A 19,103-nucleotide genomic window follows, 5' to 3' on the forward strand; every position below is an offset into this window, starting at 1 on the left:
TTCGGCTCCCGACGTGGCCCGCGTTACTCGCCGCCGGATCGCGGCGGATCGAAACGGCGGCGACGCGGCGAACCGGCACTCAGCGCCCCCGAGACCGGAGGTATGTCCATCGTAACAATGTCGGTGTCCGCCGCATCCCTCGCCATGGAACTCACATCGGTTCACGCGGCGCTGGTGCTGCTAGTGGTCGTCGGCGGGGCCGTCGGCGCCTCGTCGGTCGCCGACCTCGGGGGCGGGGAGTCGCTGACCGTCGAGGGGACTGACGCGGCGACGTCGCCCGACGGCGACGCCGCCTTCGAGGTCCGGACGACGCTCAACAACACCGGGTCGGCGAACGTCACGCGGACCGTCGCGCTCGTCGTCGAAGACGACGCGAACGCCTCGTTCACCGCGGACGAGCGGACGGTGACGCTGGCGCCGGGGGAGACCCGGCAGCTGACGCTGTCGGCCCCGCGGGACGCCCTGACCGCGGGGGAGTACGAGTACGCGCTCGACGACGAGACGGGGACGCTGGCGGCGGGGACGGTCGCGCTCGACCCCTCCGTCTTCGCCGTCTCCGAGGCCGACGCGGACCCGGTCGTCCGCGGGGATGAGGGCGCTGTCGCGGCGACCGTCGCCAACGACGGCGACTTCCGGGGGGTCCGAACCGTCGAACTGCGGCTGGACCGGGACGGCGACGGCGCGTTCGACGACGCCGAGACGGTCGCCACACGGTCGCCGACGCTGCGCCCCGGAGGGGAGGCGTCCGTGCGGTTCGCCGTCCCGACCGAGGAGCTCGAACCCGGGCGCTACGCCTACCGCGTCGAGGCGGCCGGCGGCGCGCGGGAGGGGACGCTCGTCGTCCACCGCCCCGCGAGCCTCCGCGTCGAGGCGGCGTCGATGACGACCGACGCCGTCCGCGGCGACCGGTTCGAGGGGTCGGTGACCCTGCGGAACGTCGGCGACGTCCCGGGCACCGAGACGGTCCGCCTCGACGGCCCGACCGAGGCGTTCGGCTGGAACCGGACGGTGACGCTCGCCGGGAACGAGACGGCGGCGCTGTCGTTCGACGCCGCGACGGGCGGCCTCGACCGCGGGAACTACTCGGTCGCCGTCGCGACGGGGAACGACTCGGCCTCGGAGACGCTCCGCGTCCGGGAGAGCTTCCTCAAGGTCGCCGACGTGGACGGATCGGAGTCGGCCGACGTGGACGACGACGTCGGGTTCACCGCGCGGGTGTCGAACATCGGTGACGCCGCGGCGAACGAGACCGTCGAACACCGCATCGATCTGGACGGAGACGACGACCCGGAGACGGTGACGGGCAACCGGACCGTGACCCTCGCCCCGGGTGAGCGGACGACGGTCGAATTCGCGATCGCCGCCGACGACCGCGAGCGGTTCACCGACCGCGACCTGCTCGGTACGCACGTCTACGGCGTGTACACCGAAGACACCAACGCGACCGGCGTCGTCGTCGTCCGCGACTACTACTCGGGCGGTGGCGGCTCCGACTCGTCGCCTTCCCCCTCCGACGAGGCCGAGACGGTCTCGAAGGACGCGATCACTCAGGAGAAGTACGGGCTCGACTACGACGAGGTCAGCGGCGAGACGGCCGAACAGGTCGACGAACTGTACGAGCGGCAGCCGTTCGCGAACGGGCTCGCCGTCACCGAGGTGCTGACTCGCGAGGAGATCGCGCGACAGGAGTTCGGGCTCGACGTCGAGCGGAACGACGACTTCGATTTCACGTCGATCGACGTCGAGACCCAACAGGAGATCGAAGCCGCCTTCGACGCGCAGTTCGAGTCCGGCGACGGGGACCGGATCGAGTCGTGGGACGAGCTGGCCCGCGCGGAGTTCAACAGCGAGTACGAGGCGCTCACGGAGAGCCAGCAGGCGACGATCCGAGAGCGGTACGACGAGCAGTTCGAGTGAGCGCCACGGCGGTCTCGCGGACGCGGACCGCCCGTTACCACGAATTAGCTGAGTTGCGGCGGATCGGTCATCGACCGTCGATCGCGGGCGTCTCGTCGGCGACCCGCGCTATTTCCTCCGACGGGACGCGGATCACGGACTCGACGTCGCCGCGCGCGTTGAACGGGTTGACGAACAGGCCGAGCTCCTCGTCCGCCGCTAGGAACACGTACGTGCTCGCGGTCGGGACGCCCGGCACCCGCGCGCCGAGCGGCCGGCGCCGCGGGAAGGCGGCGAGCTCGTACCACTCCTCGTACGCCGAGGCGGAGGAGGCGACCAGCACCCGCGCAGCGTCGCCGCTGCGGTTCCCCCGGCCCTCGGGCGCGGTGCTGTCGGCGCCGACCTCGGCGGCGGTCGCGACCGCGACCCAGCGCTTGCCGTCGACCGGCAGCGTCGCGGCGTAGTAGGCGGAGGCGTCGGTCCGCCCGACCGTGATGGGGTCAGCCGATCCCCCACGGTCCAGCCGGAGGAGCTCGACGGACGAGGCGTACGAGCAGTCCATCCCCCACACCACCGACGAGGGGGTGAACGCAAGGCCGACCGCCCGCCACCGCTGGCTGCCGGTCCCCGCGCGGACGAACTCGTCGCCGTCGATCGTCCCCACTGCGCTCTCGTCGTCGGCGTCGCCCGACGTCGCCCACAGGTCGCCGCCGTACGGGTCGCTGAAGACGCCGTGGAAGTGGCGGACCGCGGTCGTCTCGACGCGCGTCTCCCACGTCCGGCCGCCGTCCCCGCTCCGGAGGATCCGGGCCGGGTCGTCGCCGAGCGTGTACTCGGCGAGGTAGACGTCGCCGCCGTGGAGACAGAGGGAGGTCGGGAGGACGCCCATCGGGCCGGAGGAGTCGGGGAGGCGGTACACGGGCGCCCACGAACGCCCGTCGTCGCCGGAGCGGAACACGCGGTGCCCAACCGTCGCGAGCAGCGCGTCGCCGCGCAGCGGCCACAGGTTCGTCGTCGTCCACGAGCCGACGAGCGGGCGCAAGAGCCCCTTCGCGAGCCGCCCGTGTCGGAGCCGGAACGCGGCGTCCGCGCCGCCCTCCGGGGTCGGGAGCGTCCCGAGCGTCACGCGGCCAGCGCCCGGCGTCCAGGCGCCGACCGTCCGCCCGCGCGTCCAGTAGAGCCGCCCGTCGCGGACCCCGGCGACCCGCGCCTCCGTGCCGAGGCCGAGCGGCTCGCCCCGGGCGGCGATCCCGTTCCCGGTCGTCGGATCCGCGTCGGTTCGGTCCATCGGCGGGGTCACCGGTCGGGGGCGGACTCCCCGTTCGGGTCGCCCGCGTCCCTGCCGTCGTCCGCGTCCCTGCCGTCGTCTGCGTCCCTTCCGCCGTCAGCGGCGGCAGGCGCGGGTTCGACCGCCGCGTCCTCCGAATCCGGGCCGAGCCGCCCCGAGTCGATCATGGCGACGAGCGGGTTGTCGTCGATCTCGAGCGGGAGGTCGACCCGCCCGCCGCGCCGCGTCGACTCCCAGGCGGCGAACACCACCTCCGTCGCGCGGAGCGCGTTCCGCCCGGAGAGCTCGGGCTCTTCGCCCGTCCGTAACCCCTCTACCGCGTCGGCGACCGCGCGCTCGATGAACACCGGCGACTCGCGGTCCGCCGTCGAGAGCAGCGGCACCCGGTTGCGGACCTTCTCCAGCGCGGCGCCGAGGTACCCCGGAGAGTCGCGGCCGTGGAGGTTCTCCCCGTCCGTATCGACAGTCGTCCACGTCCCGTCGTCCGTCCGGTAGCGCAGCGTCGGCCCGTCGTCGACGCCGAGTTCGACGACGCCGTCGGCGCCGACGAGCCGGAGGTAACACGCCCCCGGGGGCCTGGAGTCGCCGGTCGTGGCGAGCCCGAACGTCCCGTCCTCGTAGCGCCACTGGACGAGCGCCTGCGTGGCGTTCGGCGTCCCGAACCAGACGTTCTCCGCCCGGTAGTCGACCTGCGCGGCGACCCACTCCACGTCGGCCTCGTCGACGAAGTACTGACAGAGGTCGACCTGATGGATGCCGGCGTCGAACAGCGTCTCGCCGGCGAACTCCAGCCGCCGCAGCGGCCCGACCTCGCCGTTCTCGACCAGCCGCTTCGCCTTGCGGAACGGCGCGCCGAACCGGCGCTGGTGGTTGACCGTGAGCTGGACATCGGCGTCGTCGCACGCGCGGACCATCGCCCGGCAGTCCGCCCACGTGTCCGCCATCGGCTTCTCGCAGTGGACGCCGTCGACGACCCCGCTCTCGGCGCAGTCGACGACGATCTCGGCGTGGATCCCGGGCGGGACGCAGACGCTCACGAGGTCGGGCTCGACGGCGGCGAGCATCGCCTCGTACTCCTCGTAGGCGGCGTCCGCCCCGAGGTCGAACGTCCGGGCGAACGCCGCCCCGTTCTCGGGGACGATGTCCGCGCAGGCGACGAGTTCGCACTCCGGGTTGCTCGCGTAGGCGCGTCCGTGCCGGTACCCCATCGCGTAGCCGTCTCGACCGGGATCCTCGGGGTCGGGGCCCGTGCCGATGACCGCGACGTCGTAGACCATGTCGCCCGGAGAACGCCGACGCCGTCCAAAGAGTATAGACCGCCTACCCCCGCGGCCCCGTGCTAACTCGGCGGATCGGCGGCGGACGCCCCCGGTACGGCTCACATAACAATGTCCGTCGTCGCGGACGCTCCCGGTGTGGCTCCCCAATCCGATCCGCCGACCCCCGACCGCGCAGGCGCGGACGCGAGCGACGCCGATCTCCCGTTCGTCTCGGTCGTGATCCCGGTGTACAACGACCCGGAAGGGATCCGGGCGACGATCGACGCGCTGCGCAGGCAGACGTTTCCCGCGTCCGGGTACGAGGTGATCGTCGCGGACAACGGGTCGACGGACGAGACGCGCGACGTCGTCGAGGGGTACCTGGAGGCGTTCGACGGGCTCCGGCTCGTCGTCGAGGACGAGGTTCAGGGCTCGTACGCCGCCCGCAACGCGGGGATCGCCGCCGCGACGGGGGAGGTGATCGCCTTCGTCGACGCCGACATGATCGTCGACCCCGACTGGGTCGGCGCCGTGGCGTGGCGGATGGCGCGGACGGACGCCGACTACCTCGCCTGCGACGTCCGGCTGTTCACGCCCGGCGACGAGGGGGTCGTGGCCGAGTACAACCGGCGCAACGACCTCCACGTCGAGCGGTTCGTCGCGGAGCTCTCGTTCGCGCCGACCTGCTGTCTGGTCGTGCGGCGGTCGCTCCTCGCGGACGTCGGCGGCTTCGACTCCCGGCTTCAGTCCGGCGGGGACTACGAGTTCGGCAACCGCGTCGCGGCGAGCGGCCGCGACCTCGAGTACGCGTCGGACATCGCCATGTACCACCCAACGCGGACGACGCTCGGCGCGCTGCTCCGGAAGTCGCGGCGGGTCGGTCGCGGGAAGACGCAGCTCCGCCGGTACTACCCCGACCGCTACGGGCGACCGCTCTTCGCCGCGCTTAACCCGGCCGCGTTCCTGCCGCCGCGACCGAGCTTCATGCGGCGCTCCGTCCGCGGCTGGAACGACCTCTCCGCGCGGCGACAGGTCGTCTTCCTCCTCGTGAGCTACATCGCGTCGCTCGCGAAGGCGTACGGGCAGCTGCTCGAACTGGCGTCACCCACCGAGACGGGCGCCGAGTAGCGGACTCGACCGCAAAAAGCGAACGCTCGACCGAAACGCGATCCGACCGCCGACCGAGATTCGGTCGTCGAAGACGGCAGCCCACCGGAGTTCGGTCGTCGAAGCCGGCCGCCGCGTTACTCCTCTGCCGCTCCGTCCGCTCGGAACGCCTCGACGCCCGGGAGCTCGGAGACGCCCTCGTGTTGGCCGACGTACTCGGCGGCCGCGGTCGCGTCCGCGAACGCCGCCTCGTCCGGGTACTCGCGGACGGTCAGGACGCGCCCGTCCTCGACGGCGAACACGATCTCCACGGACCCGTCGTCGTGTCGGTACTCCGCGGCCTTCCTCGCCGAGTCGGCTGGCTCTTCCATCTCTTTCCCGGACGCGCGTCACGGCCTTACCCGTTTCGCCCGGACTCGGCTCGACGCGTCAGATTCTCGCCGGCGCCCGAGCCTACCTCTCGTCGAGCAGGTCCGCCACGTCCGCCGGCGCGGCCACGACGAACGCCTCCTCGCGGAGCAGCTCCTCGTCCCCGGGCAGGTAGAGGAACTTCTCCGAGTCGACGCCGGCCGCCCGGATCCGCTCCCACTCGTCGAGCTCGTAGCCGAGGTCTTCGCCCCCGGGATCGTCGGGCTGCGCCTCCCACTCGCCTTCGAGCGAGCTTCGGGTCACCGCGCTTCCCTCCGGTCGCTCCGTGGCGTCGCGGTCGCCGCGGCAGTACAGCCGCGACGCCGGTCGGTCGACGCGTCGCTGCGGTCCCGATGCCGGTCAGTCGTCGGACCGTTCAGGTGCGCTCCCATCGGGTCACCTCCGGAAGGTGAGCGAGGCGTCGCCGTCGACGCGCATCCGCACGACGTCGCCGGAGAAGCCGAACGTGTCGCGGTCGTCCGCGACCGTCCCGCTGGCGACCGCGCCGTCGGCGGCATCCGCCGCCTCGGCGCCCCAGCCGCCGTCGCGCTTCGCGACCGCTCCCGTCGTCTCGACGAGGTAGCTCGCCTCGGCGCCGTCGCCGACGACGACCAGCTCGTGCGGGAGGTCGTCGGCGTCGGCGTCGAGCGCGTCGGGGTCGACCCGCTCGCCGTCGACCCGCACGACCGGGTCGCCGTCCGTCTGGAAGTTGGTGAACTCGCCGGTGACCTCGTAGGAGTCGATCCCGCCCTCGACCTGGCCGGTGACGGTCGCCCCGTCGATCGCGTCGCTCTCGTTCGCACGGTCGCCGGGCTCGACGGTCCCGTCCGTGCCGAACGTGTACGCGAGGCGGTCGCTCGTGTGGCTCCCGTCGACCTCGACGAGGCGCGCGGTCGAGACGAGCTCGTCCGGGTCGACCGGCTCGCCGTCCAGCCGGACCTCGGCGTCGGCGCCGATCTCGAACGCCGTGAACGCGCCGGCGACCTCGTAGGAGTCGATCCCGCCCTCGACTAGGCCGGTGACGGTCGATCCGTCGATCTCGTCGCTCTCGTTGGCGCGGTCGCCGGGCGCGACGCTCCCGTCCACGGTGAACGAGTAGTCGATCCGGTCGTACGTGGCGCTCCCGTCGACGACGAGCGTCTGGGCGTCGCTCGCCTCGTCGGTGGTGTCGTCGTCGGTCGAGCCGTCGTCGGTCGCGTCCCCGTCGTCCGCGGACGGAGAGTCCTCGGTGTCGTCGCTCGACTCGTCCGTCTCGCCGTCCGATTCGCCCGTCTCGTCACTCGACTCGTCCGTCTCGCCGTCCGATTCCTCGGTCTCGCTCTCCGTCTCCTCGACGACGAGCTCCGCCGGGTCGACCGGATCGCCGTCCAGCCGCACCTCGGCGTCCCCGTCGACCTCGAACGCGGTGAACTCCCCGGTCACCCAGAAGGAGTCGATCCCCCCCTCGACCTGCCCCTCGACGCTCGCGCCGTCGATCTCGTCGTTCTCGTTGGCGCGGGGGCCCGGGTCGACGGTCCCGTCCGTCGCGAACGCGTACGCGATCCGGTCGCTCGTGTGGCCGCCGTCGATCACGAGCTCCAGGCCTCCGTCCGGGCCGGTCGGTGCGTCGTCGTCGGTCGTGTCGTCCGTCTCGTCGGTCGTGGTGTCTTCGGTCTCCTCGGAGTCGCTCGTCGACCCCGACGACGCCGGCTCGGGGTCCGGGAGCGGACACGACCCCTCCCGCGTTATCGACGACGTCGACGCCGTCGAGTTCTCGAAGGTGACCTCCGTCCCGGTGACGTCGATGGTCGAGTCCTCGACGACGCCGTCGTCCGAGTCGACGAAGTTGATCCCGTCGCGGCTCGACCCGGACTGGTGGACACAGCAGTTCCGGACGACGGAGCCGTCCGCGCCGACGATCCGGACCGCCTCCCGGCCGGACGCGGACCCGGTAATGCTGACGTCCTCCAGCCGGACCCAGTGGGGTTCCGGCGGCGTCTCCTGCCACTCGCGCCAGTCGATCGCGCCGGGGCGCCCTCGGCGGACCGCCCACATTCCGTCGACGTCCGTGCGGATGCGGGTGTTCTCGACCGAGAGGCTCCGCCCCTGCGGCGAGACGTTCACGAGGGCGATCCCGTTCGGGGCGTTCCGCGCCACGAGCTCGCAGTCGCGGACCGCCGCGCCCGCCGGGATCGACTCGGCGCCCTCCAGCTGAACGCCCTGTTCGACCTGGACGCCGCGCATCCCGAACCCGGACCCGGTGTCCTCGATCTCCGGGCCGGTGTACTTCTCGAAGTCGACCTCGACCGTACAGTTCTCGACGTAGCTCCCCTCGCCGCCGATCCGGACGTTCGAGGCGTTGTTGTTGAGGAAGTAGCTGTCGACGATCTCCACCTGCCCGGGCGTCCGCGAGCTGTACGTGCCGTTGTTGCCGAACTCGCGGAAGTCGCACCCCTCGATCCGGACGGTCCCCTTGTTCGTCCAGCCGACCCAGACGCCGATCCGACCGTTGCCGCCCGCGTACCCGTCCACCCGGGAGCCCTTCTTCGCGACCGCGTCGCGCAGGACCCCGCGGCCGTCCTCGTCCGTGATCCCGAGCAGGAACGCGCTGACCTGCCCGGAGTTATCGGTGAGCCCGCGGCCGAGGAACTCCACGTCCTCGATGTGGAACCGGCTCCGACACCGGAGCCGGATCCCGGTCGTCGTCCCGTCGGCGCGCATGTCGACGTCGACGTTCTCGATCAGCACGTCGTCCGGCACCGGGTCGTAGTTGAACAGGAACCCCGTGTACCCCGTCTCGGGGACGAACCGGACGTCGCCCTCGCCGAGGACGCCGACGCGGTCGGCGTCGACTTCGAACTCCCCGTCGAACAGGTAGTCGCCCTCGGGGAACCGCACCAGTGTCCCTTCGGTCAGCGCGTCGTCGAGTCGGCCGTTCACCGGCTCGGTTCCGGAGGGGTCGAGTCCGAGGTCGTCGACCGCGTCGAGTACACGGTCGAACGCGATCCCGTGGCGGGTCGTCCCCTCGGCCGCGGTCGCGCCGGCCGACCCGGCGGCGACAGCCGCCGCGGCCGTCCCGGCCAGCTTCAGGTAGCCGCGCCGGTCCAGCAGCCGACCGTCGTCGCCGTCCGGCTCGTCGCCCCCGGCCCGGTCGCCGTCGTCGCCAGGCTCCGCACCGCCGAGCCGAGCGCCGTCACCCGGTTCGTCGCCCGCGTAATCATCTCCTACCGAGGTTGGATCGTCGTAATCGTCTCCTACTGTGCGGTCGTCCGGTGTCCGTTTCTTGGACATGGCCGGGTATTCCGGGATTACTATGATATTCGTTTTCGCCAGTAACTGACCGGGTGCCGACGCGTGGGTTCGATTGGTTACCAGCTGGTCGCCGGCTGGTTGCGGTACCGTTCGTCGAGCGGTAAGAGCCGGCTACCGAAACGGGGTCGCGACCCCGATTCGACCCGGCACGCGATCGGTGCGCGTTCGGCGCGCGATCGCCGCGAGACCGTCCGCACCGGCGAGTAGGACGCTATTACCGCGGGGTCCGGGGTCCGAAACCGATCCGCCGGCCGGAGGCGAGCCGCGGACCGGCGACGGCGCGCGGGAGCGCCGCCGTCACGACCGGTTCAGGAACCGACCGACCGGGACGCCGTCGTCGAGCGCATCGATGCCGAACCGGAGCGAGTCGGGATCGGAGCTGTCGCCGAACGCGGCGGACCCAAGCCCGAAGCAGACGCGGCCGTCGCTCCGGACGAGCGTCCGCAGCAGGGACGGGTCGGCCGTGAGTCCGCCGGCGTCTCCGTCCTCGTCGAACCGCTCCAGAACGGTTTCGAGGCCGAGGCACAGGAGGCTGTCCCCCGTCGCGGTCGCGTCGGCGTCGACGACGATCGGGTGTCCGTCGGTCCGGATCGAGCTCCCGGTCACCTCGCTGCGCGGCGAGAGGTCGAGTAGGACCCCGTCCCGGTCCGCGCCCCGACAGGTGATCTCGCAGTCGGTCACGCGCGACTCGGGCGCCAGCCGGAGGTCGACCGCGACGCCGCCGGCCGCGCTCCCGCCGACGCTGACGTTCTCCAGCCGCGTCCAGTGCGGGAGCGGCGGTCGCCGCCGGTCAGGCCGGTACGGAAGCGACCCGACCGGGCCGCGGCGCACCGCCGACGTCCCGTCGATGTCGCACCGGATCTCCGTGTCGCGGACGGTGAGGCTGCGCGCGACCGGCGACTGCTCGACGACCGACTGCGAGCGCGGCGAGCTGAGCGCGCGGAGCGTGCAGCCGCGGATCTCCGCGCCGGCCTCGATCGGCGGCGAGCCCGCGCGCTGGATCCCCTGCTCGACGACGATCGCCCGGGTGTTGAACTCCGTCGTGGTGTCCACCGCCCCGCCGGTGTACCTGTCGAGGTCGATCTCGACCGTACAGTTCTCGACGTAGCTCCCCGCCCCGCCGATGCGCGGGCCGCAGACGTTGTTGTTGAGGAAGTAGCTGTCGACGATCTCGACCTGCCCGGGCGTTCGAGAGCCGTACACGCCGTTGTTGCCGAACTCGCGGAAGTCGCACCCCTCGATCCGGACGGTCCCCTTGTTCGTCCAGCCGACCCAGACGCCGATCCGGCCGTTCCCGCCCTCGTAGCCGTCGATCCGGGAGCCCTTCTTCGCCACCACGTTCCGCAGCACGCCCCGGCCGTCCTCGGCGCGGATCGCGAGCAGGAACGCGCTCGTCGTCCCGCCCGGCGACCCGTTCGTCCCGCGGCCGACGTACTCGACGTTTTCGACGTGGAACCGGTTGCGACAGTTGAGCCTGATGCCGGTCGTCGTCGCCGGCGCACGGATGTCGATGTCGACGTTCTCGACCAGCACGTTGTCGAGGGTCACGCCCTGCCCGTCGAACAGCAGGTCGCTGAAGCCGAAGTCGGGGACAAACGCGACGCCGCCCAGCCCCAACACCCCGATCCGCTCCGATTCCAGCCCGACGGTGTCTTCGAACCGATAGGTTCCCTCCGGGAACGTCACGAGCGTCCCCGAGGTCGACAGCGCCGTTTCGAGGTCCTCGTTGGCCGCGGTCTCCCCCGCGGGGTCGAGTCCGAGGTCGTCGACCGCGTTGAGCACACGGTCGAACGCGATCCCGTGGCGGTCGTCCAGTCCGTCGACGTCGATCTCGTCGTCGTCGGTCTCGTCGCCGCCGTCGGTTCCGTTCGCCGGGGCGTCGGATCCCCGGTCTCTCGGGTCGTCGTTCCCGGAACCCAGACAGCCGGCGACCGACGCCGCCGCGGCGCCGAGCGCGCCGAGGTACGCGCGCCGGCCGCGAGCCCCCTCGGCATCGTCGGCGCGCTCGTCGTCGGGGATCACAGATACCCCAGCCCGCGGAGCCGCTCCTCGACCGCCTCCTCGCTCCCGGGGGCGTCGGTCGGCGTGTCGGACGCGCCGCGGTCGACCCGCGATACCTCCCGGGTCGCGGGCGCGGATCCGGGCTCGAACGCCTCCGTCAACACCCGCCCCTGCGCGGCCGCGGGGACCGGCTCGCCGAGCGCGTGGAGCAGGGTCGGCGCCACGTCGACGACCGACGCGCCCTCGACCGTCGCCCCGGACGCAATCGAGGGGCCGCGGGCGAAGAACACGCCCTCCGGTCGGTGGTAGCCGGCGATCCCGTCGGCGTCGACCACGGTCTCCTCCGCGAGCCCCGGCTTGACGTGGTACCCCGCGACGCCCTCGACGACCACGTCGGGCGCGAACTCGTCCTCGGGGTTGAGCTCGTCGCCGTCGTGAACCGTCAGGACCCGCTCTCCGGTCTCGGGGTCCGTGAGCGCGGAGAGCGTCCGCATCACCTCGGCCTTGACCCGGTCCACGTCGGACGGGTCGACCGCCCCCCGGTCGAACCGGGCGGTGTCGTTGACGTACACGCTGCCGAGCCCGTGGAGGAACGCCGACGTGCGCTCGGCCTCGACGTCGTAGAGGGCGTGATCGCCCGGCACCGTCCGGGCGACGCCGTCAACGACCGACGCCGGGAGCCGTTCGACGAGCGTCTCGTCGTCGACCCCGACCCGCGATAAGGCGTCGAGGACGCGCGACTTCGTCACGCCCGTTCGCGAGAGAGCGGCCCGGACGCCGGTCGCCTCCTTCGGCATCAACAGCCCCGCGTCCGCCAGCGCTCGGTTGACGTTGACGACCCGCGAGACCGGCCCGAACCCGTGGTCGGAGACGACGTACAGCGTCGCGCCGAGCCGGTCGCAGTACGCCATTACCTCCGCGAGGACGGCGTCGAGTTCCCGGTAGTGGTCTAGGATGACGTCCTCGTCCCAGATCAGGTGCTGGAGCCGGTCGGGCGCCGTGAACACGAAGAAGAACAGGCGCCACGCCTCCCGCTCCATGAGCGAGCGCAGCAGCTCGCGCCGCCCCGCGAACAGCGTCTCGAACTCCTCGCGGAACTCCTCGCGCCGGTCGTCGCCGTACCGGTGCCACTTGAGCCCGACCCGGTAGTCCGGAATCTCCTCGCGGATCGCCGCGCCCAGCTCGGGCGGGTACGCGAACCCGTCCGAGTCGGGCGACGGCGTCATCATCCCGGCGACCATCGCCCCGTCCTCGCCGACGCCGCCGGCGGGGTACGTCATCGGCACGTTCGCGACGACCGACGGCGAGAGCAGGTCCCACAGCGGCGGCTGCCGGATGTCCTCACGGTTGTACGGGCGCTGCCCGTGGTCGGCGCCGAGCTTCACGAACTCGTATATCCCGTGCCGGTCGGGCCAGGCCCCGGTCGCGATGGAGGGCCACGCGACCGGCGTGTTCGCGGGCGTCGAACTCCGGAGCGGCCCAGAGGCGCCCTCGGCGACCAGCTCCGCGAACGCCGGGAGCTCGCCGTCGTCGATCCACGAGTCGATCAGCCGCCACGGAACGCCGTCGAGCCCCAAGACGAACGCGCGCTCGCCGTCCGCGGTCACCGGAACCGCCCCCGCCGCCGCGGTTCGATCCGAGTCATTGTGCCCGCTTCGGGCGGGGGCGGATTTGTTATAGCCGCCGTACCGGAGTAAGCCACTGTTACCGGGTGGGGGACCGTCGTCACTCGAGGTCGAGTGCGGGTCACGCGCCGCCGTCCCCGGACTCGTTGTACCAGAGGTCGACGTGGTGGTCCGGGGTGTACGACTTGCCGACGACGTCCGGGAGCCCGGAGCCGGTGAGGTCGACCGCCTTCGCCTCGTGGGTCTCGACCCCCTCCGCGACGACGGTCCGCTCGAAGCGGCCGTCGCCGTCGTTCCTGAACACGTAGTGGCGGGGGGTCTCGTTCTCGCCGAGGCTCATCTCCGCCGCGTAGATGTCGAGATGCCCGTTCCCGTCGAAGTCGGCTAGCTGGAGGCTGTGCGGGCAGAATAGGTCGTCCGCGAGCACGGTCCCCGCCCAGCCGTCCTCGCGCCGGTCGAACCAGCCGACCCGTCCGGGGTGAGTGCCGTAGGTGGGGGAGTCGCCCTCCGCCAGCACGACCTCCGGCTCGCCGTCGCCGTCGACGTCGCCGACCGCGACGCGGACGTCGTCCCAGCCCTCGGCGATCGGCTCCGCGTCCCACTCGTGGGTCCCCTCGCGGCGGCGGTAGAGGTCCGTCCCGACGACCAGCTCGGTGCGGCCGTCGCCGTCGACGTCGCCGATCCACACGCCCTCGGCGCGGCTGTCCCCGTCCACGACGTGGCAGTTCGCCTCGGGCCACGGACCCTCGGTCGGGTCCGCCGGCACGTCGTAGTAGAACACCGTCTCCGAGCGCTGCGAGAGCCCGACCACCTCGGGGCGGCCGTCGTCGTCCACGTCGCCGAACGCGAGGTCGTGGTACTTCTCAAAGCGGTCCGTCACCAAGTGTCGGTCCCAGCTCCCCCGGGGTCGGCGGGCCGTTCGAACCAGAAGACGCCGCTGTTGTGGATCCCCTGCCCGGCGAGGACGTCGACGCGGCCGTCGCCGTCGACGTCGCCGAGCGCGCAACCGACGCCGAGCTGCGGGACGTCGGAGATGGCGTGGCGCTCCCAGCCGGGGTTCTCGTACCAGAACAGGTTCGGCCCGGCGAGCCCCGTCGCCTGCCGGATCCCCTCGGCGCTCGGGAGCCGGGTTCGACCGCCGCCGACGAACAGCTTCGTCTCCGGGCCGGCCCCGCCGACGACCACGTCCGGCCGGCCGTTGCCGGTGAGGTCGGTCGTCAGGCAGGTGCCCAGCTTCGTCGTCGGGGGGCGGGGTCGAGGACCTCGTGGCGAAAGCGGAGTCGCTGTGTCTGCATGGGTTCACCTTCGCGGGAGGTCGGCATTGTTACCGATCGCTTACGGAGAATCAAGGAGAAAGCCTCGCGCTTCAGCGCGGAGAGGATGTCAAGTGTTCCGTCGGCGCTCAGATCGCTCCGGCGAAGCTCCGGAGCGTCTCCCGCAGGTTCCAGTTCAGTCCGAGTTCGAGCGCCGCGACCGCGGCTCCGTACACCGCGCCGCCGGCCGCGACGAGGACGATCAGTTCGAGGATCGCCCACTCGAACGCCAGCGTCGACTGGAGCCAGAAGACGACCCCGCCCATGAGGAGGCTCGCGACGGCCGGGTACGACATCTCCCGGAGCAGCCGACCGAGGCTCGTCTCGACCGAGTTGATCACGAGGTACACGTCGATCGGCATCATCGGGAAGACGTAAACGCCGAGAACGGTCGCCGCGGTCCCGACGATGCCGAACTCGCGGGTGACGGGAATGATGATGAGCGCCGTCAACACGAGTCGGAAGACACCGAGCTTCGCCATATAGTCGGGGCGACCGAGCGCCTTCCACACCGGGGAGTACGCCGAGCCGAGCGCGATGAGCAGCCCGTACACCGCCACCACCCGCATCACCGGGACTGCCGGCTCCCACCCGGGGCCGAGGACGGCCTCGACGAACGTCGGGGCGACGACCGCGATGCCGACCGCGGCGGGAAAGGAGATCACCATCGTCACCTGGAGCGTCCGGAAGAACGCCGCTCTGAGCGCCGGGATGTCGTCCTGGAGCTGGGAGTACGCCGGGAAGGCGACGCTGGAGATGATCTGCGAGATCTCCGTCGCCGGCGCCTTGGCGAACTGGTAAGCGACCTGGTAGAGGCCGAGCGACGACGCGGACAGCAGCCAGCCGATCACCGCGTCGTCGCCCTGGTTGATGAGGAAGTAGACGCTCTCGGAGCCGGTGATCCACTTTCCGAAGCCGAGGAGGTCGCGCACGACCTCTACGTCGAGCTCCGGCCACGGGCGGTAGCCGTGGACGGCGTACGACGCCAGCAGGCGCGCGGCGTCCGAGGCGACGTACCCCAACACGAGCGCCCAGACGCTCTGGGTGGCGAGCGCCACGGCGAGCGCGACCGCGAAGTTCGTCACCGACCCGCTCATCGTGTAGACGAACTGCTTGTGGAACTCCAGATTCTTCCGGAAGTAGACGATACCGGGGTTGCGAAACCCGAGCAGCAGGGGCGTGAGCGCGATGACCCGGAGCAGCGGGGCGGCGCGCGGCTCGCCGAAGAAGCCGGCGACGAGCGGCGCGACGAGAAAGAGGAGACCGCCGAGCGCGGCGCCGCGGAGGATCTCGATGCTCCAGTACGTGTTGAGGTAGCGGTCGACGTTGCCCGACGCCTTCTGGATGAGCGCCTGGTCGAACCCGATGTTCGAGAACCGCTTGAACGCCGTCAGCGTCAGCAGGGCGATCCCCAGCAGTCCGAAGTCGGCCGGCGTGAGCATCCGGGCGAGTATCGCGATCATCAGCAGCTGGAGGCCCCGGTCGAGGACGTTCGTGACCGTGGCCCAGATGCCGCTTTTCACCGTCTGTTCAGTGAGATCGCCGCCCGGGGTGAGACGGACAAGGAGTCGACGGAGCGAAGAGAGCGGTGACATAGTGCGGTGAGAACTCTGTTCCGGCAGACCCGCGTCGCGGGCATTGTTATGTACGCGTTACCGATCCGAGGCGGCGGGACGGCTCGCCGCGACGGGACGACGCCCGCGGGGCCGAAGCGGTACCGGAGCGGTCGGCGCCGCCGAGATCCGCCCGTAACGACCGTCCTAACAATACCCCTCCCGCGGCCACGTCGAACCGATGGACACGCAGGACCGACCGCTGGTCAGCGCGGTCGTGATAACGCGCGATCGCCCGGCGAAGCTGAAGGGGGCGCTCGCCAGCCTCCGCGGTCAGACGTACCCGAACCTCGAGGTCGTCGTCGTCGACGGCTCCGCGGACTCGGTCGAGCCGCTGGTGCGCCGCGGCGCCGGGGACCTCCCTGTGACGTACCGGCGCGACGACGGCGAGGGGCCGGGCGCCGCCCGCAACGTCGGGATCCGCGCGGCGAGCGGGGAGTACGTGGCGTTCCTCGACGACGACGACAGGTGGGTCCCGGAGAAGACCGAGCGACAGGTGAACGCGTTCGCCCCCGGCGTCGTCGCCGTCTACACCGGGCAGTTCGCCGTGCGCGACGGGGAGCGCGTCGGCGGTCGCACCCCGTCGCTGTCCGGCGACGTCACGGAGGCCCTCCTCCGCGGAGCGGCCTCCGGGCCGACATCGACGGTCATGGTCCGGAAGACGGCGATCGACGCCGCCGGCGGGTTCGACGAGGAACTCCCGATCTGGGAGGACCGCGAGTGGTACGTCCGCCTCTCGAAGCACGGGCGGTTCCGGGCGATCAGCGAGGAACTGGTCCGACGCGGGTTCGGGGAGTACGACCAGCTCACCGACGACTTCGAGGCCGCCCGCGACGTGGCCTACCCCCGGTTCGTCGAGACGCACCGGGAGCTGGCCGCCGAGTTCGGCCCCGACTGCGAGCGCGCGCTCGTCGCGTCGCTCTCCTTGACCCTCGGCGCGACCGCGATGGAGGCCGGGCGGTACGGCGAGGCGCGTCGGTGGCTGCTGCGCTCGCTCCGACGCGAGCCGGGGCGGAGACGGACCTGGCTGTACCTGACGCTGTCGCTCGGGGGCGAGCCTGCGCGACGCGGCGTCAGGCGGCTGCGGCGGGCGTACGAGTCGCTCGCGGCGCGACGACCCGGCCTCAGACTGTGACGCTCTTCGCGAGGTTGCGCGGCTTGTCGATCGACCGGCCGCGGCGCTTCGCGGCGTGGTAGGCGACGAGCTGGAGCTGGACGTTCGCGAGGACGCCCACGAGGTCCGGGTGCGTGGCGGGGACCGGCAACACGTGGTCGACCGCGTCCGCGACGTCCGGCGCGTCGCCGCTCGCCACGGCGACGACCGGCCCGCCGCGGGCCCGGATCTCCTGGACGTTGCCGAGCGTCTCGGTGTCCCCGTCGCGGCCGTCGAACACCGCGAACACCGGCGTGTCTTCGGTGACGAGCGCAAGGGGCCCGTGCTTCAGCTCGGCGGCGGTGAACCCCTCGGCGTGCTCGTAGGTGATCTCCTTGAACTTCAGCGCCCCCTCCAAGGCGACCGCGTGACCCGGCCCGCGGCCGATGAAGAAGTACGCCTCTGAGTCGGCAAAGGAGTCGGCGACCCGCTCGGCCGCGCCGCTCTCGACCACCTGCTGTACCTGGTCCGGCAGCGCCGTCAGCGCCGACAGGAACGCGGCCGCGTCCGGCGACGGCGAGCCGACCACGTCCCGGCGGAGCCGCTCGGCGAGCAGCGACAGCGTCGCCACCTGCGAGGAGAACGACTTCGTCGCGGCGACGCCGATCTCCGGGCCGGCCCGGACCAGCAGCGCGTCGTCGCACTCCCGCGTCAGCGACGAGCCGACGACGTTCGTCACCACCAGCGTCCGCTCCGCGCTCGCCGCCCTGACGGCCGCGATGGTGTCCGCGGTCTCGCCGCTCTGGGAGATCGCCACCACGAGCGTGCCGTCCTCCGCGGGCGGGGGCGCCGTCGCGTACTCGGAGGCCATGAACGCGCGCGCCGGGACGCCCCGGCTCGCGAGCAGCGACTCGGCGTACATCGCCGCGTGGTAGGAGGTTCCCATCGCGACCAGGTGGACCCGCTCGATCCCCTCGAAGGTCCCCGGCGGGAAGCCGTCGAGGTCGACCGTCCCCGCCTCGGGGTCGGCCCGCCCGCGGACGGACCGGCCGAGCGCGGTCGGCTGCTCGTTGATCTCCTTGAGCATGTAGTGGTCGTAGCCGCCCTTCCCGGTGTCCTTGGGGTCCCAGTCGACGGTCTCGACCGGCCGGTCGACCGGCTCGCCGCGCTCGTCGGTGACGGTGAACTCGTCCGGGGTGAGCCGGACCACGTCGCCGTCCTCTAAGTACGCCACGCGGTCGGTGAACTCTAGGAATGCGGGGACGTCGCTGGCCAAGTACCGCGTCGAGTCGCCGACGCCGACCACGAGCGGCGAGTCGTTGCGGGCCGCGTACACGACGTCGCGGTCGCCGACGACGGCGGCGACGGCGTAGCTCCCCTCGATGCGGTCGACGGCCGACCGGAACGCCTCGGCCGGGGAGGCGCCGTCCGCCAGCGCCGACTCGATCAGGTGGGGTACGACCTCGGTGTCGGTGTCGCTGTCGAACCGGTGGCCAGCCGCCGAGAGGGCGTCGCGGAGCTCGTCGTAGTTCTCGATGATTCCGTTGTGGACGACCGCCACGTCGCCCGTACAGTCCGTGTGCGGGTGGGCGTTGGCGTCCGTCGGGGGTCCGTGGGTGCTCCAGCGCGTGTGGCCGATCCCGACGGCGCCGCGCGGCGGGTCCGCCGCGACCGCGCTCCGCAGGTCGTCGATGCCGCCCGCGCGCTTGCGGACGTCCAGGCCGCGGTCGCTCCGGACGGCGATCCCGGCCGAGTCGTAGCCGCGGTACTCGAGGTTGTCGAGGCCGACGAGCAGCTCGTCCGTCGAGTCGTCGCCCTCGCCGACGCGAGCCACGATGCCGCACATCAGGCGGTCACCCCGGGCGCGTCGGCGGGCGCTGTCGTCTCGGGACCACTCGCGTCGCGGGCGGGGTTCGCGGGCCGCACCGTACGGCCGGGAGGCGCGGCGACCGCGGTCGCCTCGGATTCGCGTTGCATACCCGCTCGTTCCGGGATGTTCACTTTGTTATGGACCGAATTTACGACCGGCCCGCGAGTAAGCTGCTAGTACCTGCGTTGGTCGTCCCGATCCTCGACGCCCTCTAACCCCGACAGAGCCCCTCTTGAGGCCCGTATTGGTGCCATTCGGACACCGTTGTGGCGTCCGGGTGTCGACCCCTTAGAGTGTCACTCAGTCACTCACAACAGAAAACCGCCGTGAAAATGTCAC

At 71.8% G+C, this 19,103-nt stretch carries 13 protein-coding genes and 1 pseudogene; 3 read left to right on the forward strand and 11 right to left on the reverse strand.

Going from position 1 to position 19,103, the window contains the following annotated elements; genetic code table 11:
- The first annotated feature begins 102 nt into the window (after positions 1-102).
- Positions 103-1,917: a COG1361 family protein gene (locus tag J7656_RS09700; RefSeq protein WP_249191448.1), complete on the forward strand. Its 1,815-nt coding sequence runs from the start codon at positions 103-105 to the stop codon at positions 1,915-1,917.
- A 67-nt stretch (positions 1,918-1,984) separates the two neighbouring features.
- Here the strand turns inward: J7656_RS09700 and J7656_RS09705 are convergent, their stop codons facing one another.
- Complete coding sequence (locus J7656_RS09705) at positions 1,985-3,184, reverse strand: WD40/YVTN/BNR-like repeat-containing protein (protein WP_211553176.1); 1,200 nt, start codon at positions 3,182-3,184, stop codon at positions 1,985-1,987.
- 8 nt (positions 3,185-3,192) lie between these two features.
- Positions 3,193-4,461 (reverse strand): Gfo/Idh/MocA family protein, encoded by a 1,269-nt coding sequence (locus J7656_RS09710; protein WP_017343076.1) that lies wholly within the window; start codon positions 4,459-4,461, stop codon positions 3,193-3,195.
- 138 nt (positions 4,462-4,599) lie between these two features.
- Here J7656_RS09710 and J7656_RS09715 point away from each other — a divergent pair, with 138 nt between their 5' ends.
- Positions 4,600-5,571: a glycosyltransferase family 2 protein gene (locus J7656_RS09715; protein WP_249191449.1), complete on the forward strand. Its 972-nt coding sequence runs from the start codon at positions 4,600-4,602 to the stop codon at positions 5,569-5,571.
- A 116-nt stretch (positions 5,572-5,687) separates the two neighbouring features.
- Here J7656_RS09715 and J7656_RS09720 read toward each other — a convergent pair whose 3' ends face one another.
- From J7656_RS09720 to J7656_RS09750, 7 genes and pseudogenes are all read right to left on the reverse strand, one after another.
- Positions 5,688-5,921: a hypothetical protein gene (locus J7656_RS09720; protein ID WP_017343074.1), complete on the reverse strand. Its 234-nt coding sequence runs from the start codon at positions 5,919-5,921 to the stop codon at positions 5,688-5,690.
- An 82-nt stretch (positions 5,922-6,003) separates the two neighbouring features.
- Positions 6,004-6,222 (reverse strand): hypothetical protein, encoded by a 219-nt coding sequence (locus J7656_RS09725; RefSeq protein ID WP_017343073.1) that lies wholly within the window; start codon positions 6,220-6,222, stop codon positions 6,004-6,006.
- A gap of 132 nt (positions 6,223-6,354) precedes the next feature.
- A complete protein-coding gene (locus J7656_RS09730) occupies positions 6,355-9,228 on the reverse strand; it encodes a hypothetical protein (protein WP_017343072.1) in 2,874 nt (957 codons plus the stop codon).
- A gap of 318 nt (positions 9,229-9,546) precedes the next feature.
- Positions 9,547-11,271 carry a hypothetical protein gene (locus tag J7656_RS09735; RefSeq protein ID WP_211553180.1) on the reverse strand — a complete coding sequence of 575 codons (1,725 nt, stop codon included), beginning with the start codon at positions 11,269-11,271 and terminating at the stop codon, positions 9,547-9,549.
- Positions 11,268-12,857 carry an alkaline phosphatase family protein gene (locus J7656_RS09740; RefSeq protein ID WP_211553182.1) on the reverse strand — a complete coding sequence of 530 codons (1,590 nt, stop codon included), beginning with the start codon at positions 12,855-12,857 and terminating at the stop codon, positions 11,268-11,270. Before J7656_RS09740 ends, J7656_RS09735 begins: the two co-directional genes overlap by 4 nt.
- A gap of 139 nt (positions 12,858-12,996) precedes the next feature.
- Positions 12,997-14,170, reverse strand: a pseudogene (locus tag J7656_RS15270) (FG-GAP repeat domain-containing protein).
- Positions 14,171-14,277: 107 nt separating this feature from the next.
- A complete protein-coding gene (locus J7656_RS09750; RefSeq protein WP_026046205.1) occupies positions 14,278-15,783 on the reverse strand; it encodes a lipopolysaccharide biosynthesis protein in 1,506 nt (501 codons plus the stop codon).
- A gap of 199 nt (positions 15,784-15,982) precedes the next feature.
- On the opposite strand from J7656_RS09750, the gene J7656_RS09755 reads away from it, so the two are divergent.
- A complete protein-coding gene (locus tag J7656_RS09755; protein ID WP_017343067.1) occupies positions 15,983-16,936 on the forward strand; it encodes a glycosyltransferase family 2 protein in 954 nt (317 codons plus the stop codon).
- Here J7656_RS09755 and glmS read toward each other — a convergent pair.
- Together glmS and J7656_RS15095 are read right to left on the reverse strand one after the other, a co-directional pair.
- The gene (glmS, locus tag J7656_RS09760) at positions 16,926-18,740 is read right to left on the reverse strand and encodes a glutamine--fructose-6-phosphate transaminase (isomerizing) (RefSeq protein ID WP_017343066.1); all 1,815 of its coding nucleotides are present in this window, start codon (positions 18,738-18,740) and stop codon (positions 16,926-16,928) included. The genes J7656_RS09755 and glmS overlap by 11 nt on opposite strands.
- Entirely contained in the window at positions 18,740-18,871 is a 132-nt protein-coding gene (locus J7656_RS15095) for a hypothetical protein (RefSeq protein ID WP_017343065.1), read from the reverse strand. The genes glmS and J7656_RS15095 overlap by 1 nt, the downstream gene beginning before the upstream one ends.
- Positions 18,872-19,103 lie beyond the last annotated feature (232 nt).

The sequence above is a fragment of the Halorubrum ruber genome (assembly GCF_018228765.1).
GTDB classification, from domain to species: domain Archaea; phylum Halobacteriota; class Halobacteria; order Halobacteriales; family Haloferacaceae; genus Halorubrum; species Halorubrum ruber.

What these genes read in the sequence shown, in the direction of transcription:
- J7656_RS09700 (WP_249191448.1), top strand. Translation starts at nt 103, where the DNA reads ATGTCCATCGTAACAATGTCGGTGTCCGCCGCATCCCTCGCCATGGAA.
- J7656_RS09705 (WP_211553176.1), bottom strand. Translation starts at nt 3,184, where the DNA reads ATGGACCGAACCGACGCGGATCCGACGACCGGGAACGGGATCGCCGCC.
- J7656_RS09710 (WP_017343076.1), bottom strand. Translation starts at nt 4,461, where the DNA reads ATGGTCTACGACGTCGCGGTCATCGGCACGGGCCCCGACCCCGAGGAT.
- J7656_RS09720 (WP_017343074.1), bottom strand. Translation starts at nt 5,921, where the DNA reads ATGGAAGAGCCAGCCGACTCGGCGAGGAAGGCCGCGGAGTACCGACAC.
- J7656_RS09730 (WP_017343072.1), bottom strand. Translation starts at nt 9,228, where the DNA reads ATGTCCAAGAAACGGACACCGGACGACCGCACAGTAGGAGACGATTAC.
- J7656_RS09750 (WP_026046205.1), bottom strand. Translation starts at nt 15,783, where the DNA reads ATGTCACCGCTCTCTTCGCTCCGTCGACTCCTTGTCCGTCTCACCCCG.
- J7656_RS09755 (WP_017343067.1), top strand. Translation starts at nt 15,983, where the DNA reads ATGGACACGCAGGACCGACCGCTGGTCAGCGCGGTCGTGATAACGCGC.
- glmS (WP_017343066.1), bottom strand. Translation starts at nt 18,740, where the DNA reads ATGTGCGGCATCGTGGCTCGCGTCGGCGAGGGCGACGACTCGACGGAC.
- J7656_RS15095 (WP_017343065.1), bottom strand. Translation starts at nt 18,871, where the DNA reads ATGCAACGCGAATCCGAGGCGACCGCGGTCGCCGCGCCTCCCGGCCGT.